18 protein-coding genes are annotated in these 24096 nt (G+C 71.0%); 7 read left to right on the top strand and 11 right to left on the bottom strand.

The features are described from left to right. Positions 1–97: 97 nt before the first annotated feature. From ACFVYX_RS24790 to ACFVYX_RS24800, 3 genes are all read right to left on the bottom strand, one after another. On the bottom strand, positions 98–1735 hold the full coding sequence (locus tag ACFVYX_RS24790; protein WP_389683648.1) for an ABC transporter substrate-binding protein: 1638 nt from the start codon (positions 1733–1735) through the stop codon (positions 98–100). A 481-nt stretch (positions 1736–2216) separates the two neighbouring features. Further along, a complete protein-coding gene (gene typA / locus ACFVYX_RS24795) occupies positions 2217–4118 on the bottom strand; it encodes a translational GTPase TypA (RefSeq protein WP_389683649.1) in 1902 nt (633 codons plus the stop codon). Between the two features lie 339 nt (positions 4119–4457). After that, positions 4458–6956 carry an ABC transporter family substrate-binding protein gene (locus tag ACFVYX_RS24800; protein WP_389683650.1) on the bottom strand — a complete coding sequence of 833 codons (2499 nt, stop codon included), beginning with the start codon at positions 6954–6956 and terminating at the stop codon, positions 4458–4460. A gap of 248 nt (positions 6957–7204) precedes the next feature. On the opposite strand from ACFVYX_RS24800, the gene ACFVYX_RS24805 reads away from it, so the two are divergent. Genes ACFVYX_RS24805 through ACFVYX_RS24820 form a run of 4 tightly spaced genes read left to right on the top strand, consistent with a single transcriptional unit; the run spans position 7205 to position 10986 of the window. Beyond that, on the top strand, positions 7205–7432 hold the full coding sequence (locus ACFVYX_RS24805) for a hypothetical protein (protein WP_389683651.1): 228 nt from the start codon (positions 7205–7207) through the stop codon (positions 7430–7432). 32 nt (positions 7433–7464) lie between these two features. Further along, on the top strand, positions 7465–8286 hold the full coding sequence (locus tag ACFVYX_RS24810) for a hypothetical protein (protein WP_389683652.1): 822 nt from the start codon (positions 7465–7467) through the stop codon (positions 8284–8286). A 1-nt stretch (position 8287) separates the two neighbouring features. Then, positions 8288–10219, top strand: coding sequence for a fumarate reductase/succinate dehydrogenase flavoprotein subunit (locus tag ACFVYX_RS24815; protein WP_389683654.1), 1932 nt, complete (start codon positions 8288–8290; stop codon positions 10217–10219). After that, positions 10216–10986, top strand: a complete 771-nt coding sequence (locus ACFVYX_RS24820) for a succinate dehydrogenase/fumarate reductase iron-sulfur subunit (protein WP_389683655.1) — start codon at positions 10216–10218, stop codon at positions 10984–10986. Before ACFVYX_RS24815 ends, ACFVYX_RS24820 begins: the two co-directional genes overlap by 4 nt. Here the strand turns inward: ACFVYX_RS24820 and ACFVYX_RS24825 are convergent. Both ACFVYX_RS24825 and ACFVYX_RS24830 read right to left on the bottom strand, forming a co-directional pair. Next, positions 10967–11770 (bottom strand): transglutaminase domain-containing protein, encoded by an 804-nt coding sequence (locus ACFVYX_RS24825; protein ID WP_389683656.1) that lies wholly within the window; start codon positions 11768–11770, stop codon positions 10967–10969. The genes ACFVYX_RS24820 and ACFVYX_RS24825 overlap by 20 nt on opposite strands. Before the next feature lie 91 nt (positions 11771–11861). Continuing rightward, positions 11862–12860, bottom strand: coding sequence for a hypothetical protein (locus tag ACFVYX_RS24830; protein WP_389683657.1), 999 nt, complete (start codon positions 12858–12860; stop codon positions 11862–11864). Positions 12861–13030: 170 nt separating this feature from the next. On the opposite strand from ACFVYX_RS24830, the gene ACFVYX_RS24835 reads away from it, so the two are divergent. Continuing rightward, the gene (locus tag ACFVYX_RS24835; protein ID WP_389683659.1) at positions 13031–15139 is read left to right on the top strand and encodes a TPM domain-containing protein; all 2109 of its coding nucleotides are present in this window, start codon (positions 13031–13033) and stop codon (positions 15137–15139) included. A 74-nt stretch (positions 15140–15213) separates the two neighbouring features. Next, positions 15214–15921 carry a PspA/IM30 family protein gene (locus ACFVYX_RS24840; RefSeq protein ID WP_389683660.1) on the top strand — a complete coding sequence of 236 codons (708 nt, stop codon included), beginning with the start codon at positions 15214–15216 and terminating at the stop codon, positions 15919–15921. Between the two features lie 44 nt (positions 15922–15965). Here ACFVYX_RS24840 and ACFVYX_RS24845 read toward each other — a convergent pair whose 3' ends face one another. The 5 genes from ACFVYX_RS24845 to ACFVYX_RS24865 all read right to left on the bottom strand — a co-directional run bounded on the left by ACFVYX_RS24845 (position 15966) and on the right by ACFVYX_RS24865 (position 20935). Then, a complete protein-coding gene (locus ACFVYX_RS24845; protein WP_389683661.1) occupies positions 15966–18536 on the bottom strand; it encodes a SpoIIE family protein phosphatase in 2571 nt (856 codons plus the stop codon). Between the two features lie 144 nt (positions 18537–18680). Further along, positions 18681–19103 carry an ATP-binding protein gene (locus ACFVYX_RS24850; RefSeq protein WP_389683662.1) on the bottom strand — a complete coding sequence of 141 codons (423 nt, stop codon included), beginning with the start codon at positions 19101–19103 and terminating at the stop codon, positions 18681–18683. 143 nt (positions 19104–19246) lie between these two features. After that, entirely contained in the window at positions 19247–19690 is a 444-nt protein-coding gene (locus ACFVYX_RS24855) for a (deoxy)nucleoside triphosphate pyrophosphohydrolase (protein ID WP_389683663.1), read from the bottom strand. 40 nt (positions 19691–19730) lie between these two features. Beyond that, positions 19731–19910: an SPOR domain-containing protein gene (locus ACFVYX_RS24860; protein ID WP_389683664.1), complete on the bottom strand. Its 180-nt coding sequence runs from the start codon at positions 19908–19910 to the stop codon at positions 19731–19733. A gap of 272 nt (positions 19911–20182) precedes the next feature. After that, positions 20183–20935, bottom strand: a complete 753-nt coding sequence (locus tag ACFVYX_RS24865) for a GntR family transcriptional regulator (RefSeq protein WP_389683665.1) — start codon at positions 20933–20935, stop codon at positions 20183–20185. A 246-nt stretch (positions 20936–21181) separates the two neighbouring features. On the opposite strand from ACFVYX_RS24865, the gene ACFVYX_RS24870 reads away from it, so the two are divergent. Further along, the gene (locus tag ACFVYX_RS24870; RefSeq protein WP_389683666.1) at positions 21182–22588 is read left to right on the top strand and encodes a glycoside hydrolase family 18 protein; all 1407 of its coding nucleotides are present in this window, start codon (positions 21182–21184) and stop codon (positions 22586–22588) included. A 216-nt stretch (positions 22589–22804) separates the two neighbouring features. Here the strand turns inward: ACFVYX_RS24870 and ACFVYX_RS24875 are convergent, their stop codons facing one another. Then, positions 22805–23902, bottom strand: coding sequence for a DUF4190 domain-containing protein (locus ACFVYX_RS24875; protein WP_389683667.1), 1098 nt, complete (start codon positions 23900–23902; stop codon positions 22805–22807). Positions 23903–24096 lie beyond the last annotated feature (194 nt).

A 24096-nucleotide genomic window follows, 5' to 3' on the forward strand; every position in this document is an offset into this window, starting at 1 on the left:
CGATGTCGTGGAAGGGCCCCCCAGCCACTGCGTTAAGGCACCGAGACGGGACTGACGATCCGTCAGTCCTGTGACGGCGTGCGGACTACGTTCGGGTTTACTTGTGGACCTCGACGCCGGTCAGGATCGGGTCGCCGTCCTGACCGTAAGCCACGCCCGAGACCTTCTCGGAGTAGCCCGCGTTGACCTTGTAGTACCAGAGCGGGATGGACGGCATGTAGTTGACCAGGTCCTTCTCGATGGCCTGGAACTGCTTCACCGACTCGTCGAGCGTCGCCGCGGAGTCAGCCTTGGCGATCTTGGCGTCCAGCGCCTTGTTGGAGAAGTCGCCCTGGTTGCCCGCCGCACCCGTACGGAACAGGTCCGAGATGAAGTTGGCGTTCACCGGGTAGTCGAGCACCCAGCCGGAGCGGTAGATCGACTTGACCTGCTTGCTCTTACGGGCGTTCAGGTCGGCCTGGAAGTCCGGCTTGCCGTCGCCGACACACTGGACGGACGTGGCCTGGGTGATGGAGTTGCAGACAGCGTCCACCCACTCCTTGTGGCCACCGTCGGCGTTGAACTGGATGGAGATCTTGTTGCCGGGGACGCCGCCGCCGGCCTTGATCAGCTCCTTGGCCTTCGCCGGGTCGAACTTGGTGACGCCGGCGCCACCGTCCTCCTGGAAGCCCAGGACACCCTTGGCGACCCAGCCGGTCGCGGGCTCACGCGTACCCTGCAGCACCGTCTTGGTGATGGTGGCGCGGTCGATCGCCATCGACAGACCCTGGATGACCTTCGGGTCGACCTGCTTCGGCTTCTTCCACTGGTCGGCGTAGAAGGCGATGGCCATCGTCTGGATCGCGGAGTACGGCTGGTCCACGGCACGGTCACCGAGGTCCTGGCGGTAGACCGGGAGGTCCTTCGGCGCGATCTGGCGCAGAACGTCGACGTTGCCGGACTTCAGGTCCTCGTACGCAGCCTCGAGGGTGGTGTAGTTCTTGAAGACCACACCGCCGTTCTTCGCCTTGTTCGGGCCCTTGTAGTCGTCGTAGCGGACGATCTCGATCTTCTTCTTGTGGTCCCAGCTCTTGAACTTGTAGGGACCGTTGCCGACCGGCTTCTGGCCGCCCGCGGCCGGGTCCTTGTAGAAGGACTCGGGGAGGGGGGCGAAGACGATGTAGGCGAGCTTGTGGCCGAAGTACGGAACGGCCTTCGTGAGCTCGATCTTGAAGGTGGTCTCGTCGACGACGGTCAGACCATCGAGCTTGTCGGCGGTGGGCTTGGCGCCCTCGGCCTCGGGGTGGACCTTGTCGAAGCCCTTGATGTCCGCGAACCAGGAGGACAGACCCTGGGCGTTCTTGACGTTGGCGTTCCAGTTCCACGCGTCCACGAAGGACTTCGAGGTCACCGGGGTGCCGTCGTGGAAGGTCCAGCCCGGCTTGAGCTTGACGGTCCAGGTCTTCGAGTCCGTCGTGGTGACCGACTCGGCGTTGATCATCTCCAGGGAGCCGTCAGCCTTGTAGTCGACCAGGGTCGAGAACAGGCCGGCCATGACGGCGGAGCCGTTGGACTCCATCGTGTCACCGGTGAGCAGGGGCTTCTCAGGCTCGCCCAGCTCGACGGAGAAGATTCCGTTCGGGTCAACAGCGCCCTTGGCGTCGCCGCTGTCGCTCTTACCCCCGCCACAGGCGGTCGCAGCAAGGGCAACGATGATCGCGCCCGTTACCCACTTGGCGCTCTTGGCACCGCGCATGGGTTCCTCCTCATGAGTCCACTTTTGTCACTACAAGAGGGGCACTCCGAGTTCTGCCGACACCCCTGACGGCTTTTGGACTCAAGTGCCCCGAGTGTGCTCGTGAGTCGGCACTCCCCACAGTGCGTGACCCATTGACCCGAGCTCAATGGAGCCAACTATTAAGTACGTCCGGGCTGTAAACCACACTTAAGTGGTCTCGGTTTGACAACATCACCAAGCCCCCAGATACCGAAATCCGGACAAACTGAGCACAGACAGACACCCCCGAAACGGACCGTTAACACACGTACCGGAGAGCGATGGCCGATATGCGGACACCCGGCCTCCGAAATGGAGTTGACGGAACTTGACGAAAAGCCCGGACCCCCACAGGTGTCTGTGGGGGTCCGGGCTCTGTGCTGACGTCATGTCAGCGGAGAGCGGCGAAGATCACAGGTCGGTGACCTACCCCGCCGCACTCGGCCGTATGCGAGCTTGCTCAGGCGTTCTTGGCGCGGGAAGACGCACGCCCACGCGCGTTCTGGTCCAGGATGACCTTGCGGATGCGCACGGCCTCCGGGGTCACCTCGACGCACTCGTCGTCGCGGCAGAACTCCAGGGACTGCTCCAGGGAGAGCTTCCGCGGCGGGACGATCGCCTCGAAGGAGTCGGCGGAGGCGGAGCGCATGTTGGTGAGCTTCTTCTCCTTGGTGATGTTCACGTCCATGTCGTCGGAGCGCGAGTTCTCGCCGACGATCATGCCCTCGTACACCTCGGTGCCGGGGTCGGTGAACAGGACGCCGCGCTCCTGGAGGTTCGTCATCGCGAAGGCGGTGACGGCGCCGGCGCGGTCGGCGACCAGCGAACCGTTGTTACGGGTCGTCAGCGTGCCGAACCACGGCTCGTGGCCCTCGTGGATCGAGTGGGCGATACCCGTACCGCGGGTGTTGGTGAGGAACTCCGTACGGAAGCCGATGAGGCCACGGGACGGAACGACGAACTCCATGCGGACCCAGCCGGAGCCGTGGTTCGACATGTTGTCCATACGGCCCTTGCGGACACCCATGAGCTGCGTGACCGCGCCCATGTGCTCCTCGGGCACGTCGACCGTGAGGCGCTCGACCGGCTCGTGCACCTTGCCGTCGACCATCTTCGTGACGACCTGCGGCTTGCCGATGGTGAGCTCGAAGCCCTCGCGGCGCATCTGCTCGACCAGGATGGCGAGCGCGAGCTCACCGCGGCCCTGGACCTCCCAGGCGTCGGGACGCTCGGTGTCGAGGACGCGGAGCGAGACGTTACCGATCAGCTCGCGGTCCAGACGGTCCTTGACCTGGCGGGCGGTGACCTTGCGCTGCTTGACCGCGGACTTGGCGTCGGCGCCCTTGCCGGTGCCACCGCGGCCGACGAGCGGCGAGGTGTTCGTACCGATGGTCATGGAGATCGCCGGCTGGTCGACCGTGATCAGCGGCAGCGCGATCGGGTTCTCCGGGTCGGCCAGCGTCTCGCCGATCATGATGTCGGGGATACCGGCGACGGCGCAGATGTCACCGGGGCCCGCGACCTCGGCGGGCTTGCGGGTGAGCGCCTCGGTCATCATCAGCTCGGTGATGCGGACGTTGGAGATCGTGCCGTCCCGCTTGATCCACGCGACCGTCTGGCCCTTGCGCAGCTCGCCCTGCTCGACGCGGAGCAGCGCGATGCGGCCGAGGAAGTTGTCGGCGTCCAGGTTGGTGACGTGGGCCTGGAGGGGCGCCTCCTCGTCGTACACCGGGGCCGGGACGTGCTCCAGGATGGTGGCGAAGAACGGCTCGAGGCTGTCGCTGTCCGCGGGGACCGTGCCGTTCTCCGGCTTGGTCAGCGAGGCGATGCCGTCACGGCCGCAGGCGTAGACGATCGGGAACTCGATCTGGTCCTCGTCGGCGTCCAGGTCGAGGAAGAGGTCGTAGGTCTCGTTGACGACCTCGTCGATCCGGGAGTCCGGGCGGTCCGTCTTGTTGATGCAGAGGATGACGGGCTTGCGCTGCTGGAGCGCCTTGCGCAGCACGAAGCGGGTCTGCGGGAGCGGCCCCTCGGAGGCGTCCACGAGGAGGACGACCGCGTCCACCATCGACAGACCACGCTCGACCTCGCCACCGAAGTCGGCGTGGCCCGGGGTGTCGATGATGTTGATCGTGATCGGGGCCCCGCCGTCCTTGGGGTGATACTTCACCGCCGTGTTCTTGGCGAGGATCGTGATGCCCTTCTCACGCTCCAGGTCGTTCGAGTCCATCATGCGGTCGTCGAGCTGCTGGTGGGCGGCGAAGGCACCGGCCTGCTTGAGCATGGCGTCGACGATGGTCGTCTTGCCGTGGTCGACGTGGGCGACGATGGCGACGTTACGGATGTCGTGGCGCGTGGGCATGGGTGCTTGCGCTTCTCTCGGATCGTGGGATGCGGCGTCAGTTCCTCGTACGCCCGCCGGGCGGACGCGCCACGGCTATGTCCTATGGTACGGGGCTGCCGCGCAAGGGGCTTCCCCGCCCGGATCCGAGAGGGTCTACTGGGGGGTTTCACCGTCGCGCCCGGGGTGCGGCGCGACGGAGGTACGACAGAGGTACGACGGCGGTGCACGTGCGGGGCTGCTGCGGTGTGACAGTGGACGGGCCGGGTCAAGCGGCCGACGCGATCCTGCCCGCCGGGATCACCGGCGGGCAAGGAAATTGAGCTGCTTCTGAGGTTGTGACCTGCGGTTTCAGAGCTTTCAGCGGTTTCGTTCCGCGCCCTTGGCGGATTCGGCCTTCTTGTAGCCGATGTCCTGGTAGCGGGGACCGGCGAGACCCCAGGCCCCGGCGTTCACCAGATCGGCCCTGGCGGCGACGAGCTGCGGCCGCTGGTAGAGGGGGATGGAGCCGGCGGCGGCCCAGATGCGGGCGTCGGCCTGGCGCACCAGGTCGCGGGCCTCCTCCTCGTCGAGCGTCCCCGCCGCCTGGTCGAACAGCTGGTCGATGCGGTCGGTGCCGACGCGTGAGTAGTTCTGCTCGACCAGGAGCGAGCCGTCCGAGGCCGGCTCGGGCTTGGCGAAGATCGGCCGGGCGTCGGTCGCCGGGAAGGCGGAGGCCGGCCAGGAGTAGAGGGCCAGGTCGTAGTCGCCCGAAGCCACGTGGTCCTTGAAGAAGCTGTCGTCGGAGACCTTGGTGACCTCGGTACGGATGCCCACCGCGTCGAGCATCCGGACGATCCGGTCGCCGACCGCGCGCAGTGACTCGGAGCCGGGACCGGACGGCAGCACGAAGCGGAGGCTGAGCGCCTTGCCGTCCTTGCCGAGGGCGCGGCTGCTGTCGGGCACGGCCGCGGGGGCGGCGGTGCCTCGCGGGGCGTAGGCCCCGGCGACGCCCTTGTCGGTCCTGACGACGGGGTGGCCGGCGCGGGCGCCGGAGCCCGTACCGGTGTCGAGTGCCTCGGCCGGGGCGAGGAGCTCGGCGCTCCGGGGGGCGGCGGGGGCCGGGGCGAGGGCGTGGGTGCTGTCCTCGGGGTCGGCGGCGGCGATGAGGGGGGCGGGGGCGCCGATGGCGGGGGCGCGGCGCTCACCCGGCTTGTCGTCGCCGGTGGTCTCGCCCGGCTTGTCGTCGCCGACGATGTAGAGGCCTTCGTCGGATGCGGTGTCGCTCCCCTTCTCGTCCGCCGTCTTCTTGTCCGCCGCTTCCTCGGGGGAGGTCTTCTCGGGGGAGGTCTTCTCGGCCGTCTTTTCCCCTTCCTTCTTCTCTCCCTTCTCTCCGACCTTCTCCGCCGCCTTCTTCTCGGCTGCCTTCTTCTCGGCCTCGCTGCCCGCCTTCGTGCCCGCCCCTGCCGGCTTCTTCACCGCGCCGCCCGGGACCCAGCCCGCGTCGGCGAGGAGCGCCCGCGCCTCCTCGGTGTCCTGGTCGCCGAGCGCGTCGCTGCTGTCCGCGTACGCCGCCTGCCCGGCGAGGGCCAGGTGGCTGCCGGGGGGATGCGCCGGGAGGCCGAGCGGCTTGAGGACGGATTCCGCGAGTTCCTGGCGGTTGATGGCCCGCGCCACCGCGCGCCGTACCCGCTCGTCGGCGAGCGGTCCCGACTCGCCGTTCAGGGAGAGCTGGGTGTAGGCGGGCTCCAGGGACTTGCGGACCACGTACTTCGCCAGGGTGTCCTGCGCGCTCGCGTACCGGGCGATCGCCTCCTGGTTCTTCCTGCGGGCGGCCTGGACCTCCTCCGCCTTCTCCTCGTCGGACCCGTGGGCGAGCGCCCAGGACTCCAGGGCCTTGGAGGGGGTGATCGAGGAGCCGGGGCCGTGGGCGAGGGCCGCCTGCGCGCCGTTGCGCCCGGCGCGGGCGTCGCGGAGCGCGAGGGCGATGCGCTCGGCGGTGGACCGGTCGATCTCGGCCAGGTCGAGGGTGCCGGCGGCGAGGGCGTCCGCGCGGTCGGCGCGGGGGACGGCCTTGAGGACGATGCTGTCGAGTTTGGCGGGCTGTCCCCACCAGCGGGGGTTACGGGCGAGGGTGACGTCGCCGCTCTTGCGGTCGGTCGCCTTCAGCAGGAACGGTCCTGCGGTGGCCTTGAGGGTGGTGCGGGCTCCGTCGTTGAAGGAGTTCGGGGAGCCCATCACCTCCTTCGGGTACAGCGGGGTGAAGAGGGACTGCCAGTCGGCGTAGGGCTTGGAGAAGGTGACCCGTACCTCCAGGTCGTTCTTGCCCCGCTCGATCTTCTCGATCCGCTCGTAGCCGGAGTTGCGGGCGGTCCAGTACGCGGTGTCGCGGCCGCTCAGTGCCCGCCACTGGGCCACGAAGTCGGGCGCCCCGATCTCGCGGCCGTCGCTCCATACCGCCTGCTGGTTGAGCTTGTAGAGGACGACCTGCTTGGGCTCGGTCTCCGCGACCTGCGCGGATTCCAGGTAGTCGGGGTTCCGCTGCGGCCTGCCCCGCTCGTCGAGCGTGTAGAGGGAGGGGAGCACGGCCCCCGCGATGCGGGAGGTGGTGCCGTCGGCGTCGGCCTGGAAGGTGTTGAAGGTGGTGGGCAGGGCGTCGACGGCCCAGCGCAGTGTGCCTCCGTCGGCGACCTTCTCGCGTGCCGCGGGCGCGTTGTCCTGGGCAGCGGCCGGGGCCCCGTCGGTCTCGTCGCCGGAGCTGCATCCGGCGAGGACGGTGACGGCGAGGACGGCGCTGGTCAGGGTGGCGACGGAGCGGAGCGTGCGGGAGCGGGGGCTCCTGGAGCATGTCCTCCCGCGAGGGGCGCCGATCTGGGACATGACTTGTACCCCTTCGTCCAGATTCATTCCATTTGGAGATGATCACACCTATTGCTCATACACTGAAAAGGACGGAGCAGATCCGGCCACGGCGACACGGCGGCGCGCCAGAAAAACGCCACTCGTGCGGCCCAACCCCCCGAGGACCGGGCGCTCCGGACGAGTGGAATCCCGTGCACATGGCTTCCCAAGCGGGATGTGACGCGCGACACTCCTGCCGAAGCCGCTCGCGGAAGTGAGGGCGAACCATGTCCGTTCAGGACGATCTGGCGGCCGTCAAGCGCTGCCTCGAAGACCTGGTCCGCACGGTCGGACAGCTGGAGCGCTCCGTCACGGCGGAGCGGGGCGCACCCGCGGCCCCGGCTTCCGGACGCGCCGAGAGCCTGGTGACCATCCCCGACACGCCGTACGACAGCGGACTGTGGACGGACACGGACGACGAGGGGCTGGGAGCACGCGACCGCCACGCGCCGTAGGACCTACCGGCAACCGACCGTAGGAGGACCTGTTGGCCACAGGTACGGAACCCCCCGGCGCGGCGACGGGGGTTCGCTCCCCCGGCCGCGCCGCCATCACCGCCCGCCATCTGCGCACCGACCGGTGGTGGCTCTCCCCCGCCGCCACCGCCGCCGGACTCCTCGCCTTCGTCGTGTACTCGACCTGGCGGGCCTTCGCCGGCGCCGACTACTACGCGGCGCCCTACGTCTCACCGTTCTACTCGCCCTGCCTGGCGGAGAACTGCGTCCCCATGAGGGGCGGGCCGAACTGGGAGATCTTCGGCAGCTGGTGGGGCCTCTCGCCCGCCCTGCTGATCCTGGTCTTCCCGCTGGGCTTCCGGCTCACCTGCTACTACTACCGGAAGGCCTACTACCGGGGCTTCTGGGCCGCTCCCCCGGCCTGCGCGGTGGCCGAACCCCACCGCGCGTACACCGGCGAGACCCGCTTTCCGCTGCTCCTGCAGAACCTCCACCGGTACTTCTTCTACGCGGCGCTTCCGGTGGCCGGAATCCTCACGTACGACACCGTGCTCACCTTCCGGAACGCCGACTACGCCTGGGGTCACGCCGGGTTCGGGACGCTCCTCTTCCTCGTCAACATCGCCCTCATCTGGGCGTACACCCTCTCCTGCCACTCCTGCCGGCACATCGTCGGCGGCCGGCTGCGGCACTTCTCCAGGCATCCCGTCCGCTACCGGCTGTGGACCTGGACCGGCCGGCTCAACGCCCGCCACATGCTCCTCGCCTGGGCCTCCCTGATCAGCGTCGCCCTCTGCGACCTGTACGTGTACCTGCTCGCCACCGGCACCTTCGACGACCCGAGGTTCTTCTGAGATGACGCACGTCGAGCGAGAGCAGTGGGACGTGGTCGTGGTCGGCGCGGGCGGCGCCGGGCTGCGCGCCGCGATCGAGGCACGCCGTACGGGCGCCCGTACGGCCGTCATCTGCAAGTCCCTCTTCGGCAAGGCGCACACCGTGATGGCCGAGGGCGGCATCGCCGCCTCCATGGCCAACGTCCACCCCCAGGACGACTGGAAGACCCACTTCCGCGACACCATGCGCGGCGGGAAGTTCCTCAACCAGTGGCGGATGGCCGAGCTGCACGCCCAGGAGGCCCCCGAACGGGTCTGGGAGCTGGAGGCCTGGGGCGCGCTCTTCGACCGCACACCCGACGGGCGCATCTCACAGCGCAACTTCGGCGGCCACGAGTACCCGAGGCTCGCACACGTCGGCGACCGGACCGGCCTCGAACTGCTCCGCACCCTCCAGCAGAAGACCGTGGGACTCCAGCAGGAGGACCACCGCGAGACCGGCGACCACGAGGCGCGCCTGAAGGTCTTCCAGGAGTTCACGGTCACCCGCGTCCTGAAGGACGGTGACGGACGTGTCGCCGGGGTCTTCTGTTACGAGCGGGAGAGCGGGCGCTTCCTCGTCCTGGAGGCCCCCTCGGTCGTCCTCGCCACCGGCGGCATCGGCAAGTCCTTCAAGGTGACGTCGAACTCCTGGGAGTACACGGGCGACGGGCACGCGCTCGCCCTGCTCGCCGGGGCGCCCCTGGTGAACATGGAGTTCGTGCAGTTCCACCCGACCGGCATGGTCTGGCCGCCGTCGGTGAAGGGCATCCTCGTCACCGAGTCCGTCCGCGGCGACGGCGGCGTCCTGCGGAACTCCGACGGCCGGCGCTTCATGTTCGACTACGTCCCCGACGTCTTCAAGGAGAAGTACGCCGAGACGGAGGAGGAGGGCGACCGCTGGTACGAGGACCCCGACCACAACCGGCGCCCGCCCGAGCTGCTGCCGCGCGACGAGGTGGCCCGGGCCATCAACGCCGAGGTGAAGGCGGGCCGCGGCTCCCCGCACGGCGGCGTGTTCCTCGACGTGTCGACCCGGATGCCGGCCGAAGCGATCCGGCGCCGGCTGCCCTCGATGTACCACCAGTTCAAGGAGCTGGCCGATGTCGACATCACGGCGGAGGCGATGGAGGTCGGGCCGACCTGCCACTACGTGATGGGCGGGGTCGCCGTCGAATCGGAGACGGCTGCGACGGTGGGCGTGCCGGGGCTCTTCGCCGCCGGTGAGGTCGCGGGCGGGATGCACGGCTCCAACCGGCTCGGCGGGAACTCCCTCTCCGACCTGCTGGTCTTCGGGCGGCGGGCGGGTCTGTACGCGGCGCAGTACGCCCTTTCGAGGACCGGCGGCCCGGTCGCCGCGGCGGACGTGGAGGCCGCGGCGGCCGAGGCGCTGGCTCCGTTCGGCGGCCCGGCGTCGGGCGCCGGGGAGAACCCGTACACGCTCCATCAGGAGCTCCAGCAGACGATGAACGACCTCGTCGGGATCATCCGGCGGGAGGGCGAGATGGCCGAGGCCCTGGAGCGGATCGCCGCCCTGCGGGCGCGGGCCCGGCGGATCGCCGTCGAGGGCCATCGGCAGTTCAACCCGGGCTGGCACCTGGCCCTGGACCTGCGGAACATGCTGCTCGTCGGCGAGTGCGTGGCCCGCGCCGCCCTGGAACGCACCGAGTCGCGGGGCGGGCACACCCGCGAGGACTACCCGGGGATGGACCGCGCCTGGCGGCCGGTGAACCTGCTGTGCCGGGCGGACGGCGACGGGACCGGTGGCGTCGACGGGACCGGCGGTGTCGACGGCATCACGCTCGAACGGACCCGTACGGAGCCCGTACGGCCCGATCTGCTCGCGCTGTTCGAACCGGAGGAGCTGGCCAAGTACCTCGCCGACGACGAGCTGGAAGGGGAGCTGGGCGCATGAGTACGTACGACGCGCGGTTCCGGGTGTGGCGGGGCGACGCCGGCGGCGGTGCCCTGACCGACTACACCGTGGAGGTGCACGACGGGGAGGTCGTCCTCGACGTCGTGCACCGTCTCCAGGCCACCCAGACGCCGGATCTCGCGGTGCGCTGGAACTGCAAGGCCGGCAAGTGCGGTTCGTGCTCGGCCGAGATCAACGGCAGACCGCGCCTGCTCTGCATGACGCGGATGTCGGTGTTCGACCGGGACGAGGTGATCACCGTGACCCCGATGCGCGCCTTCCCGGTCGTGCGCGACCTGGTCACGGACGTGTCCTTCAACTACGCGAAGGCCCGGGAGATCCCGGCGTTCGTCCCGCCCCCGGGGGTGGGACCCGGCGAGTACCGGATGCGGCAGGAGGACGTGGAACGCTCGCAGGAGTTCAGGAAGTGCATCGAGTGCTTCCTGTGCCAGGACACCTGCCATGTGGTGCGTGACCACGAGGAGAACAAGGAGGCCTTCGCCGGGCCTCGCTTCCTCATGCGGATCGCGGAGCTCGACATGCATCCGCTGGACGCGGCGGACGAGGCCGGCGTCGACCGGCGGCGGACGGCGCAGGAGGACCACGGGCTCGGCTACTGCAACATCACCAAGTGCTGTACGGAGGTGTGCCCGGAGTCCATCCGCATCACCGACAACGCCCTGATCCCGCTGAAGGAGCGGGTCGTCGACCGGAAGTACGACCCGCTCGTGTGGCTCGGCAACACGATCAGGCGGCGGAAGGCGTAGCGCCCGCCCCGACCGCACCCCTGCCCGTACCCGCGCCCGCGCTCCAGCGGCCGAGGACCGGCTCGGCCAGGGTCCGGGCGGGGCGGCACAGGGTCTGGCCGTGCCGGGCGAACAGCTCGTCGCGCGAGGAGAAGCGGCCGAGGTCCGTACGGAGGTGGGCGGACAGGTCGCAGGGGGCGGCGCCGGCGCAGGCGGCCGGGGCGTCCCAGTCGACGGTGGTCCGGGCGACGGCCTCGAAGAGGGTCTCGGGGCCGGAGTTGGTGAAGCCGCTCGGGACAGGTCCCGTGCCGCCACGCCCCGCGAACAGCTCCGCGATCGGTACCCAGGTGTCGTCGAGCAGGAACTCGGGCCAGGCGAGCAGCACCTCCTCGGGCACGAACGGGCGCGCCTTCGGGAAGCGCGGGTACCAGAACGCGCCGTCGACCAGCAGGCCCCGCACCCGGGTCGGCACGTCGAGCGACCGGGCCACCGCCTCAAGGACCGCCATGCGCTGGCTGCACGAGCCACGGCCGAGCCGCAGCGTCCGCGACACCCGGCGCACGTCCTCCACCGAGTACACCGGCCGCACGGTGGCGGCGATGATCCCGTGGGCGGTCCGGAGCCGGGCACGGTCCGAGTCCGCGCCCCGCTCCTCGGCCTCCCGCCGCACCCGCTCCACGAGCGCGGTGACCCGGGGGTGCGCCACGTCCAGGATCGGCGTGGGCCGAGTGGATCCGGCGGTCTCCACCACAGGGGCCGGGACCCCGCCGACGGTCCGGAAGGGCATCAAGAGACGGCTGGTCATGGCGTACTCCCCCTGTGCGCGGCGGCCGGGTCGCGCCGACGGCACCATCCTCCTCCGCCCGGTCCCGCCGGGTGCGCGGGGGTCCCCTCCGTCAGTGCCAGCCGGCCCGGTAGGCCGCCCAGTCGCTCTCCTTCGCTGCGAAGTCGACGTACAGCGCGACGCCGAACCGCTCACGGCCGGGGTCGGTGCGTCCGAGGCCGAGTCTGGTGCCCCGGACGGCCGCCTCGACGGTCTCCGCGTTGTCGTGGTGGCCGAGGTCGTCCTCGTGGAAGAAGGGGAGTCCCATCAGCAGATCGGTGGACTCGGGGGTCACTTCGAGGGCGAGGCTGGTCTGCTGGGCGACGTACCCGCCGTAGAGGCTCTCCAGCGGCATCCAGGTGTCGTACGACATGACGGCTATCTGGTCGACCCGTCTGGCGACCTCCCCGAAGAACTCCTGTGACCACCACTTCTCGCTGCCGCTGACCGCGCCGTTCACCGCGTGGAGGCCGGGCAGCGGGTCGATCTGGTGGGCGGCGACCGAGAGCGGGGCCTTCCTCGACCGGGTCAGCTCCCCGAGGTCGTCGAGGAGGGAGAGGTAGTGGGCGTCGTCGGAGAGCAGCGGCTCCAGGTCGAAGTGGACGCCGTCGAAGCCGGTGTCCAGGATCTGCCGGGCCGAGGTGACCACGGCGGCCCGGGACTCGGCCTTCTCCAGGCGCAGCCCGTCGGGGCCCTCGGTGGCGAGGATGTCTCCGAGCCAGGCCTGCACCCGTATCCCGGGCATCGTGCGGTGCACGGCGTCGATGAGCCACTGCGCGCGGGGGTACCGGGCGGCGGGCAGGGTGCCGTCGTGCTCCAGAGGGCCGGCGTGGACATACAGGTCGCGTATGCCCGTGCCCTTGATCCGCTCGGCGAACGCGGCGAGGTCGGCGTCCTTCTTCCGCCCGTCGACCCAGGCGTGTCCGAGCCAGATGGCGTCCTTGCCCCGGCTCTTCGCGTCCTCCCTGAGGTCGCCCGTGTAGCTGACGCGCAGGGCGAGCGCGCCGAACAGCGGGGGCACCACGAGCACCAGGGCCAGGACGAGCGCGAACCAGCGCCCCCGTCGCCACATACTCCTCAGCCGTCCACTCACCCGAGCCCCCCAAGAGCCGTCATGCCGTCCGTACCACCGCTTCACACCGTAGCGGTGACTACCGACAGTGACGCGGGGCTGTGCAGAATGGTTTCCGTCCGGCCTCGGTCCGCTCGCGGAGCGACATACACGGACATAGCCTCCCTTCTGTGACGCGAATAGCCACCCGAACCCTTCTCGCGGTACTGGTGGCGGCGTGGTGGCTCCTCGTGCCCGCCGTTCACGGTGCCCACGCCGACGACCCCGCCGTCCTGTCCCGGGACGGTCAGATCACCGACCGGGTGGGCGCCCTCGGTGACCGCCGAAGCGCCGTGGCGCAGGCCCTCGACCGGCTCTACGACGAACGGCGGATCCAGCTCTTCGTCGTCTACGTACGGGACTTCTCCGGCCGCTCGGGCCAGACCTGGGCCGACGCCACGGCGGAGCGCAACGGCCTCGGTCTCGACGACGTCCTGCTCGCCGTCGCCACCCACGACCGCCAGTACGGCTACTCGGCCGACCCGGGCTCCCGCTTCACCCAGGCCCAGCTCGACGAGGTGGCCCGGACCGCGATCGAACCGGCGCTGCGGCAGAACGACTGGGCGGGTGCCGCCATCGGCGCCGCCGGCGGATACGCCGCCGTCCTCGCCGGACAGCCCGTCCCCGTCCCGACCCTCACCCCCGGGCCCGCCGACCCGGGCGGCGCCGCCGACGACGGCACCTCGGGGAGCGATCTGCTCCTGCCGGTGGTCCTCGTCGGCGGCGCCGGTGCCGTGGGGGCGTACGCGTACCTCAAACGGCGCAGGCGGACCGAGACCCGCACGACGCCACAGGACGGGCAGGGCTGGGGCGCACCGAAGGAACCCGCGCCGCCGTCCCTCGACGCGCTCGACGGACAGGCCCGCCGGACGCTCGTCGACACGGACGACGCCGTCCGCACCAGCCAGGAGGAACTCGGCTTCGCGTCCGCACAGTTCGGCGAGGAGACGGTACGCCCCTTCACCGAGGCGGTCGCCTTCGCCAAGGAACAGCTGACGGCCTCGTTCCGGCTGCGGCAGAAGCTCGACGACGCCTTCCCCGAGGACGACTCGGCCCGCCGGACCATGCTGGACGAGATCCTGCGCCGCTGCGCGGAGGCGAACGCGCGACTCGACGCCGAGAGCGAGGACTTCGACCGGCTCCGGGCCCTGGAGCGGACCGCGCCCCAGGCCCTCGAGTCCGTCGAGGCCGCGTTCAGGGAACAGACCGGAAGGACGGGCACGGCCGAGGCGGCGCTCACCGCGATGCGCGAGCGGTACGCCGAGACGGCCGCCGCGGCCGTCGCGGGCCATGTCGAACAGGCCAGGGACCGGCTCGTGTTCGCGGCGACCCACGTCAACCAGGCCCGCCAGCGGATCGACACCGGGGACAACGGCGGGGCCGCCGTGCACATCCGGGCAGCCGAGGGCGCCGTGGACCAGGCGGCCCGGCTGATCGAGGCCGTGGACCGGCGGGCCCAGGAGCTCGCGGAGGCGGTCGGCAGGCTGCCGGGCGCGCTGTCGGAGACGGACGCGGACCTCGCCGACGCCGAGGGCCTGCTGAAGGGGACCGCCGAGGGAGTGTCCACCGCGGACCTCCAGGGCCGGATCGCCCGCGCCCGGTCGGTGGCCGCGGAGGTGCGGCGCCTCGTGGACACCGGGCGCTACGACCCGATCGGCGCCCTGCGCCGGGTCGAGGAGGCCGACGCGGCGCTCGACGAAGCGCTTGAGGGCGCACGGGAGCGCGAGTCGGGTACGCGGCGCGCCCGCGCGCTCCTCGATCAGGCGATGCTCACGGCCCGCTCGGCGATCGGAGCGGCCTCGGACTACGTCACCACCCACCGGGGCGCGGTGGGCAGCGAGGCCCGCACCCGCCTGGCCGAGGCCCAGCGCCGCTGGGAGAAGGCGCGGGCGCTCGCCGACGCCGGCGACCCGGCGACCGCCCTCGTGGAGGCCCAGCAGGCGGACGCCCTGGCCCGGCGCGCCCAGGACCTCGCCGAACAGGACGTACGGACCTATGGGAACCCGAACGGCCTGGGCGGTGTAACAGGAGTAGGAGGAAGTGGTGGCGGCGGGCTCGGCGGTGCGGTGCTCGGCGGCATCATCCTCGGCGGACTGTTCGGCGGTGGAAGGGGAGGCGGACATGGGGGGTTCGGTGGAGGTTCGGGCGGGGGGTTCGGGGGCGGAGGCTTCGGCGGCGGGCCGGGCAGCTTCGGCGGCAGCGGCACGCGTGGCCGGCTGGGCGGCGGCGGCCGCTTCTGAGGGCGGCGCGAGCCGTGACCTGCCCTCTTCTCTCCCTCTCAAGGAATTTTCCGTACCTCGCAAGGAGAAGCGCGATGAGCAAGCAGACCATTCTCGGCCGGGTCACCCAGCTGGCGAAGGCCAACATCAACGCTCTGCTGGACCAGGCGGAGGATCCGCAGAAGATGCTGGATCAGCTGATCCGCGACTACTCGAACAACATCGCGGAGGCGGAGGAGGCGGTGGCCGCGACCATCGGCAACCTCCGGCTGATGGAGCAGGACCACCAGGAGGACCTGGAGGCGGCGAAGGAGTGGGGCGGCAAGGCGCTGGCCGCCAGCCGGAAGGGCGACGAGCTGCGGAGCGGCGGGCAGACGGCGGAGGCCGATCGCTTCGACAACCTGGCGAAGGTGGCGCTGGGCCGCCAGCTCCAGTCGGAGAAGGAGGCGAGGACGGCGGAGCCGACGATCGCCGCGCAGACCGAGGTGGTGGCGAAGCTCAGGACGGGCCTGGACCAGATGAAGGCCAAGCTCGGCGAGTTGCAGGCGAAGCGGGACGAGCTGGTGGCCCGTGCCACGTCGGCGCGGGCGCAGAACCGCATGATGGACGCCGTGAAGAACATCGACGTGCTCGACCCGACGAGCGAGCTGAGCCGCTTCGAGGACAAGGTGCGCCGGGAGGAGGCACGGGCGATGGGCAAGCAGGAGCTCGCCGCCTCCTCCCTGGACGCCCAGTTCGAGCAGCTGGACTCGCTGGGCGACAGCGCCGAGATCGAGGCCCGGCTGGCCGCGCTCAAGGGCTGATCGGCAGGTGCCTCCGGCTGGCGGCCGGCTGGGCCGGGCGCCGGTCAGAACATGCTGAGGAGCTGTTCCACCGTCGGTTCGGCCGCCCCCTCGCCGTCCGGCAGGGCCAGCTCGAACCAGACGGTCTTGCCGCGCGGGGTGCGCCGCGAGCCCCAGGAGGAGCTGAGCAGGCCGACCAGCTGGAGGCCGCGTCCGCCCTCGTCGGTGTCCTTGGCCCGGCGGCGTCGGGGCTGCACCAGACCGGCGTCCCAGACCTCGCAGACGAGGGTCCTGTCGCGGAGCAGCCGCAGCCGGATCTCTCCCTCGCCGTAGCGCAGCGCGTTGGTGACGAGCTCGCTGACGAGGAGTTCGACGGTGTCGATGAGCGGTTCGAGGTCCCAGGCCTTGAGCTGGGTGCGGGCGAGTTCCCGGGCCCGGCCGACCGAGCGGGGTTCCCGCGGCAGCCGCCAGTCGCCGACGGCCTCGCCGGGCAGTCCCTGGATCCTGGCCATGAGGAGGGCGATGTCGTCCTCGCCGTGCCCGGTCTCCAGGCTGTTGAGGACCCGGTCGCAGACGTCCTCCAGAGGGCGGGCCGGGTCGGTGAGGGCGCGCCGGAAGGCGCTCAGTCCCTCGTCGAGGGGGTGGTCGCGGGATTCGACGAGCCCGTCGGTGTAGAGGGCGAGGAGGGCGCCTTCCGGAAGTTCGACCTCGACCTCCTCGAAGGGTTCGCCACCGACCCCCAGAGGCATCCCGGGGGGTACGTCGAGCAGCAGGGCTTCCTCGCCCGGTTCGACGAGTACCGGCGGGAGGTGTCCGGCGTTGGCGAAGGTGCAGCGGCGGGTGACCGGGTCGTAGACGGCGTAGACGCAGGTGGCGAGGTAGACCTCGGAGAGTTCGGGGCCGCGGGACTTGTGGCCGCGGGACTGCTGGGCTCCGATGGGGGCGCCGAGGCCGCGGGCGATCTCGTCGAGGTGGGAGAGCACCTCGGCGGGTTCGAGGTCGAGCTGGGCGAGGGTGCGGACGGCGGTGCGCAGTTCGCCCATGGCGACGGCGGCGCGCAGGCCGCGGCCCATGACGTCCCCGATGACGAGGGCGGTGCGGTGGCCGGGGAGTTCGATGACGTCGAACCAGTCGCCGCCGACCTCGGTGGCCGCGGTGCCGGGGAGGTAGCGGCAGGCGATGTCGAGCCCGGCCGCTTCGGGGTCGCCGGGCGGGAGCAGGCTGCGCTGGAGGATCAGGGCCCGCTCGTGCTCGCGGCGGTAGAGGCGCGCGTTGTCGATGCAGACGGCGGCCCGGGCGGCGAGCTCGACGGCGAGGGCCCGGTCGCGTTCCCCGAAGGACTCGCTGCCCTTGGTGCGGGAGAACTGGACGAGGCCGACGACGATGTCGTGGGCGACCATCGGGACGACGAGGGTGGACTGGACGAGGTCGCCGTCGGCGCCCGGCACGGTCCGGAGACGGCCGGTGCGCAGGGCGCCCGCGCACGGCGAGTTGAAGGGATAGCGGTGGACGGCCCCGAGCTCGATCGGCTCGGGTCCGCAACAGCCGCTGCCCGGTCCGGGTCCCGCTTCGGTTCTGAGCGGGGTGTCGGAGACGGCGCTGGCGACGGCGACCCTGCGGAGTTCGGCACTGCCGGCGCCGTAGCCGAGGTCGTGGGAGCTCCCCCACCGGCCGGGCGGTGCCTCGTCGCCGGTCAGGAGGCCCTGGTAGAGGTCGACGGAGGCCAGGTCGCAGAAGCCGGGGACGGCGACGTCGAGCAGTTCCCGGGCGGTGACCTCCAGGTCCAGGGAGTTGCCGATGCGTGCGCCGGCCTCGTTGAGCAGGGCCAGGTTGCGGCGGGCGCTGGCCGCTTCCCTGGCCGCGTTGTGGCGGCGGGTGACGTCGATGCCGAGGCCCGCGACGCCGATGGGGCGGCCGGAGCCGCTGTGCACCCGGTAGAGGTTGATGGACCAGTGACGGCGGTCCCTGGCGCCGGGGGCGGCGCCGACGATCTCGAAGTCGGTGACGGACTCGCCGGTCTCCAGGACGCTGCGGAGTGCGGCGGTCATCCGGTCGGCCTCGGACCGGTTGAGGTAGTCGTGGACGGTGCGGCCGCGGTGGTCGTCGGCGGAGCCGCCGAAGACGGTGGCGAAGCGCCGGTTGGCCCGCTTCACGGTGAGGTCCGTGCCGAAGAGGAGAAAGCCGAAGGGGGATTGGCCGAATATCGCCTGGGAGGCGGCGAGGTCGGTCTCGATGCGGCGCAGGGCGCGGACGTCGACGACGATGCAGAGCGCGGCGCGTTCCCCGGACTGGGTCTCGCTCGGCATGACGTAGATCTCGGCGATGCCGTGGGGCTGGTCCTCGCCGGGCATCCGGAAGGGGACGAGGCCTGTCCACTCCTTGCCGTCGAGGATCTCCCTGACCCGCCGGTGGCCACGCTCGCGCAGGTCGGCGGGCATGAAGGCCTCGACCGGGTCCTTGCCCCTGGCCTCTTCGGCGGTGACCCCGAAGAGGTCCACGGCCCGGCGGCTCCATTGCTCGACCAGACCGTCGGGCCCGATCGAGAAGGAGGCCACCCGGATGTAGTCATAGATGGAGCCGGGCGGGCTGCTCTGCCACACGACGCCGCCACTCGTCGTCTCAGGTATCTCGCTCACGCGACCGTCCCCTCCAGCTCACCGCACCGGACCGGCCATGCCCGCAGTATTCAATACGGCAGGCCCCGGCGGCACGACGTTCACGATCACAGGGTGGTCTCGTTCGCCTCGCGCCGAGTACCGGTGATCGTTGTCCCACCCTGTTTACTCACCAGGCAGAGCCAGCTCGAACCATACGGTTTTGCCGGTCCTTCCTTTACGGGTTCCCCAGCGGCGGGCGGAACAGGCCACGAGACCGAGGCCGCGGCCTCCTTCGTCCTCGGGTCCGGGAGCCCGCGCGGTCGGCGGATCCGGAAGCGGATCGGAAACCTCCACGAGCAGGGCGGGGGGCTGGGCCGGATCGGTGCCGTCGGAGCGGGGGCGGACGAGGCGGACCCCGATCGGGCCGGAGGCGTACCGCAGGGAGTTGGTCACCAGCTCGCTGACCAGCAGGACGGTCACATCGCCGAGGGCCGTGTCGAGCTCCCAGGCCCGCAGGGTCTCGCGCACGACGTGGCGGGCCGCGCGCACGGCGTTGGCCTCCGCCGGGAAGTTCCACTCGGCGCGGTCGCCGTCGGTGTCGATCACACCCGATCACTTCCCCAGCCGTGCGTCAGCAGGAAGGCCCACGTCTTCTTCCAACGGGTCAATCAGGACATACCCGAAATTAAGGACGGGATATCGCGCTGGGCGCAGCAGCGGGCGCACGGTGGCACGAACGGCGTAGGGACTCAGCCGCGCGCTCCGGCTCCGGGCACCGCGGGGAGTCTCAGGGCTGCCTCGGCGACGGCGGGGCGGTCCTGGTCGAGCCAGTCGACCGAGTCCAGTTCGGAGAGGGAGAGCCAGCGCAGCGCGTCATGGTCCTCCAGCGGGCGTGGCTCACCGGAGAGCAGCCGGGCGGTCCACACCCGGAGGACGTATCCGGGCTTCAGCGGCCACTCGCCGGGGATGCGCTCACCCGGCTCGATCTCGACGCCGAGTTCCTCACGCAGCTCGCGGACCAGGGCCTCTTCGGGGCTCTCGCCCGGTTCGAGCTTGCCGCCGGGCAGTTCCCAGCGGCCGGCGAGCTCGGCGGGGGCGCTGCGGCGCGCGGCGAGCAGACGCCCCTCGTCGTACAGGGCGCCGGCAACGACGACCACAGGGGGCGCGGCGGGGTCGATGGTGCGTTCCGTCATGGGCGCGAGCGTAGCCCGGCCCCGCCGGAGCCCGCGGCGCTCAGAGGGCGGGACTGCCGATGCGCTCGACCCAGTAGAGCTGCTTGTGACCGCGGTCGTCGAGACTGTCCGCGATCTTCTGCGCTTCGTCCTTGGTCGCGTACCGCCCCACCCGGTAGCGGTTGCCGTTGTCGTCCTGCCGAATGACGAGCCAGGCGAGGTCGGGGCCACTGTCGGTCATCAGGCTTCTCCCTCCGCCGGTCCGGGCGCCGCAAAGGATCTCCGGGAAACCGCAATCCGCATATGCCGGAGCTTACGCCTGACCTTCACACAGCGGATACGGAATTGCACAAAGAGATACGGATCGGCCGGGAACCGACGGAGGGCGGCCGAAGCGCACACCCTTGAGAGGGAGCCGCCGCCTCAGGGGACCCCCTCACCGCCGGAGCGTCACCCCCGCCAGAGCCCCTCGCCGCCAGAGCCCCACCCACGCCAGAGAGGCACCGCCGGGGCTCACCGCACCGGCAGGTGGTACGAGAGGCGGTAGCGGTCCGCGGGGACCACGACGTCCGCCGTCTCGACAGCCCTTCCCGAGGCGTAGTAAGTCCGCTCGACGGCCATCACCACATGACCCGGCACCCCGCCGAGCGCCAGGAGTTCCTCGGCGAGGCCCGGACGGGCGCCGACCTCCTCCACCACGTTGTCCACGACCACGTCGATGGCCGCCATCCGCTCGACGACGCCGCAGCCGCCCAGCGGGCCCTCCTCGGGCAGCATGACCGGCGTCCGGCCGGTGACGGCGAGCGGTTCCCAGGAGGTGGCGACCATCATCGGCTCGCCTCCGTCCCGGTACACGTACCGCGTGCGCATCACGCGCTCCCCCGGCTCGATCCCGAGCCGCTCGGCCACCTCGGCGCTCGCCGGCTCCTGCTCGCTCCCCGACTCCCAGGTGCCGCGCGCCCCTTCGGCCGCCTGCTCCTGCCGGAAGGGGCTGGCTCCGGCTGCCGGACGGTAGCCGGAGCGGGCGATCCGGCGCGGCACCGGGCGCTCGCGCACATAGGTGCCCGAGCCGGATCGCCCCTCCACGAGCCCCTCGGCCATGAGCACCTTGCGGGCCTCCAGCGCGACGGTGTCCGACACCCCGTACTCCTCGCGGATGCGCGCCTGCGAGGGGAGGCGGGTATGCGGCGGAAGCGAGCCGTTGGCGATCTTCTCCCGCAGATCGCTCGCCACGCGCAGATAGGCGGGCTGCTCACCGAACGTCACTGGACACTCCCCTCAGGTTGACTGTCAGCTACAGCGTGACGACCCAGGGTCGCGGTCCGCAAGTGTGGGCCAAAGTTTCACTCGAAGTGATGACGACCCGGCGCCAAACCTTGCTACCCACGGTCACCCCCGGTAGATGCCGTCGAACCCCTTGACCCGCATTGGTCCAGACCAATACGTTCCTGCCTGCACGCCCCGCACGCTCCCCCTCGCACGCGCCATCCCGCCTCGCACAGGAACGAGCCCATGCGTCCCAGAGCCATGACCAAGCTGACCTTCGGTGCGGCCGCCGCGGCCGCTCTCGGCCTCCTCGCCACCCTCACCCCCACCGCCGGCGCACACCGGACCTCCGAGCACCAGACCTCTGGGCATCTGGCCTCCGGGCATCTGGCCTCCGGACATCTGGCCTCCGGGCACCAGACCTCCGGGCACAAGCCCGAGCCGAAGCGCGTCGGCTACTTCACCCAATGGGGCATCTACGGAAGGAACTTCCAGGTCAAGGACCTGGAGACGAGCGGCACCGCCGCCAAGCTCAGCCACATCAACTACGCCTTCGGCGTGATCGGTCCGGACGGCAGGTGCCTGATGGGCAACGCCCCCGGTTCCGACCCCTGGGCCGACTACGTACGCCCCCTCGACGCCGCCACCTCGGTGGACGGCGTCGGCGACTCCGCCGACCAGCGACTGGCCGGAAACTTCAACGAGCTGCGGGAACTCAAGGCGAAGAACCCCGGCCTCAAGGTCATGATCTCGCTGGGCGGCTGGAGCGGCTCCGCGCACTTCTCCGACGCGGTGCGCACCGACGCCGGCCGCAAGGCGCTCGTCGCATCCTGCGTCGACACGTACATCAAGGGCAACCTGCCCGTCGACGGCGCCCGCGGCGGCGCCGGGGCCGCCGCCGGGGTCTTCGACGGCGTCGACCTCGACTGGGAGTGGCCGGGCTCGGACGGAGCCCCCGGGAACGTCATCCGCCCGGAGGACAAGCCCAACTTCACCAAGCTCGTCAGGGAGTTCCGCACCCAGCTCGACGCCTACGGCCGCTCACTGCCGAAGCGCAAGCACTACGAGCTCAGCGCCTACGTGCCCACCGCCCCGGCCAAGATCGACGCGGGCTTCGAAGTCGCGCGGATCATGCGGGACTTCGACTTCGTGAACCTCCAGGGCTACGACTTCCACGTCTCCGGCGAGAAGACGACCGCCCAGCAGTCCGCGCTCTTCGCCAAGAACGACTTCAGCGTCGACCAGACCGTCAAGGCCTGGCTGCGACGCGGAGCTCCCGCCCACAAGCTCGTGGTCGGCATGCCGTTCTACGGCCAGGGCTGGACCGGCGTGACCGGTGGCGGCGACGGCCTCGGACAGCCGGCGGCCGGCCCCGCCCCCGCGACCTGGACGGCCGGCTCGGAGGACTACAAGCACCTGAAGAAGCTGGCCGAATCGGGGACGTACGAGCTGCACCGGGGACACCGGAACGGCCACGCCTGGCTCTTCGACGGCACGACCCTGTGGACCTACGACGACCCGGCCGTACTGCGCACCAAGGCGGCCTACGTCCGGCAGCACGGACTCGGCGGCGCGATGGTCTGGTCCCTCGACGGCGACACCGCGGACGGTGAGCTGATCACCGCCATCGACCGGGGTCTGACCCGGCGCTGACGCCCCTGCCCCGGCCACCCGCGCGGGTGGCCGGCCCCTGAGCCGCGGACCGGACCCGCCGCTCGCGGTGCGGAGACGGGAGCGGCCGTCGGTCACGGGCCGCCGCTCCCCCGCCCACCGCCCCGGTCCGCACCGGCGGGGCCGGGCCTCCCGAGGGAGTCCCGGCCCCGTTCCCGTGCGAGGACGAGGACGAGGCCGAGGGCGAGGGACAGCGGCTCAGGCCGAGGTGCCCTCGCCCTCCGGCGGAGTGTCCGTCAGGCCGAGCTCGTTCCGTGCCTCCGCGCTGTCGGGCAGGGCATCCCAGGCCGTGTCGTACGCCTCCCAATAGGCGTCCGCGTCGGCCGCCGTCGCCAGCTTGCGCCACTCCTTCGAGGCCGCGCCGAGCTCCTTGTGGAGCGCCTCGACGGGGGCCTTGGGGAGGCCGGACCAGTGGTAGTTCCCGAGGTCCGCGCGCGCCGCGTCGATCGCCGCGAGCATCTCCCCCGACCACGCCTTGTTGGCGGCGAAGTCCTCGTCCGGGTCGTCCTCCGGCTCGCGGTACATGACGGTCTCGATCGGGTTGACGGACCTCAGGAAGTGCTCCTGGTCGAGGGTGAGGGTGGACGCGTCGGAGCGCACCGAGCCTTTGAAGGGCTTCTTCTCGGTGGCGTACGCGCAGGTCACCGTACGGTCGCCGAGGCGCCAGCTCTGGCTGCTCGGCAGGTAGTAGTAGACCCAGACGTCCTGCGGCACGGCCCAGGTGTCCATCGCGTACGCGGCGTTGACCGTCTCGCAGCGCGGCTGGGCGATCTCGTCGATCGCGTCCTCGCCGGGCCACTTGTCGAAGCCGGTGACCTTGAAGTTTCCGGTGACCTCGCCGTCGTGCGGGCGGTCGCAGTCGACGATCGTGACCTCCTCCGTGTACTCCTCCAGCTTGCCGTCGTCGCTGAAGCACTGCCCGGTCCGCAGCGAGAAGGGCGACTTCGAGCGGGACGCCTCGTCCACGCCCTCCTTGAAGCCGCTCCAGGCCGTACGGAAGCCTCCGCTGACGAGGCCGAGCACGAGCAGCAGACAGCTGACGGCGGAGAGCACGATGCCGGTGACGGCGAGCCCCTTGCCCGCCTGGTCCTTCTTCCTGATCTGCGGGAGGGCGATGAGCCCGAGGATCAGCCCGAGGGGCGGGAGACAGCAGACGATGCCGGCGACGAGGGAGCTGACGGCGAGCCCGTTGGTGGTACGCCGGGGCAGGCCGTACGGCCCGGCTCCGGGAGCACCTGGACCGGGCGTACCGGGAGCGCCCGGAGCTCCGACGTAGGGGCCGGCCGTGTACGGCATCCCAGGGGAGGTGTACGGCCCCGGGGCGGGCCATCCCCCCTGCTGCGGGCCCCCCTGAGGTGCGGGGGGCGGCGGGGTCGGCTGGGTCGGCTCCACGGGTACGGTGCTCCTGTTCGGGGCGGGCGGCGCGAACGGGTGATCGGTCGCGCATCGTACGTGGAGGGGTGTGCGGGACGGACACGCGGGGCCGACGG

The sequence above is a fragment of the Streptomyces sp. NPDC058326 genome, assembly GCF_042879855.1.
GTDB lineage: Bacteria > Actinomycetota > Actinomycetes > Streptomycetales > Streptomycetaceae > Streptomyces.

Coding starts and splice junctions, on each gene's coding strand:
- typA (WP_389683649.1), bottom strand. CDS start 4,118: ATGCCCACGCGCCACGACATCCGTAACGTCGCCATCGTCGCCCACGTC.
- ACFVYX_RS24875 (WP_389683667.1), bottom strand. CDS start 23,902: ATGCCGTACACGGCCGGCCCCTACGTCGGAGCTCCGGGCGCTCCCGGT.
- ACFVYX_RS24840 (WP_389683660.1), top strand. CDS start 15,214: ATGAGCAAGCAGACCATTCTCGGCCGGGTCACCCAGCTGGCGAAGGCC.
- ACFVYX_RS24820 (WP_389683655.1), top strand. CDS start 10,216: ATGAGTACGTACGACGCGCGGTTCCGGGTGTGGCGGGGCGACGCCGGC.
- ACFVYX_RS24830 (WP_389683657.1), bottom strand. CDS start 12,860: ATGTGGCGACGGGGGCGCTGGTTCGCGCTCGTCCTGGCCCTGGTGCTC.
- ACFVYX_RS24860 (WP_389683664.1), bottom strand. CDS start 19,910: ATGACCGACAGTGGCCCCGACCTCGCCTGGCTCGTCATTCGGCAGGAC.
- ACFVYX_RS24790 (WP_389683648.1), bottom strand. CDS start 1,735: ATGCGCGGTGCCAAGAGCGCCAAGTGGGTAACGGGCGCGATCATCGTT.
- ACFVYX_RS24815 (WP_389683654.1), top strand. CDS start 8,288: ATGACGCACGTCGAGCGAGAGCAGTGGGACGTGGTCGTGGTCGGCGCG.
- ACFVYX_RS24800 (WP_389683650.1), bottom strand. CDS start 6,956: ATGTCCCAGATCGGCGCCCCTCGCGGGAGGACATGCTCCAGGAGCCCC.
- ACFVYX_RS24870 (WP_389683666.1), top strand. CDS start 21,182: ATGCGTCCCAGAGCCATGACCAAGCTGACCTTCGGTGCGGCCGCCGCG.
- ACFVYX_RS24855 (WP_389683663.1), bottom strand. CDS start 19,690: ATGACGGAACGCACCATCGACCCCGCCGCGCCCCCTGTGGTCGTCGTT.
- ACFVYX_RS24825 (WP_389683656.1), bottom strand. CDS start 11,770: ATGACCAGCCGTCTCTTGATGCCCTTCCGGACCGTCGGCGGGGTCCCG.
- ACFVYX_RS24805 (WP_389683651.1), top strand. CDS start 7,205: ATGTCCGTTCAGGACGATCTGGCGGCCGTCAAGCGCTGCCTCGAAGAC.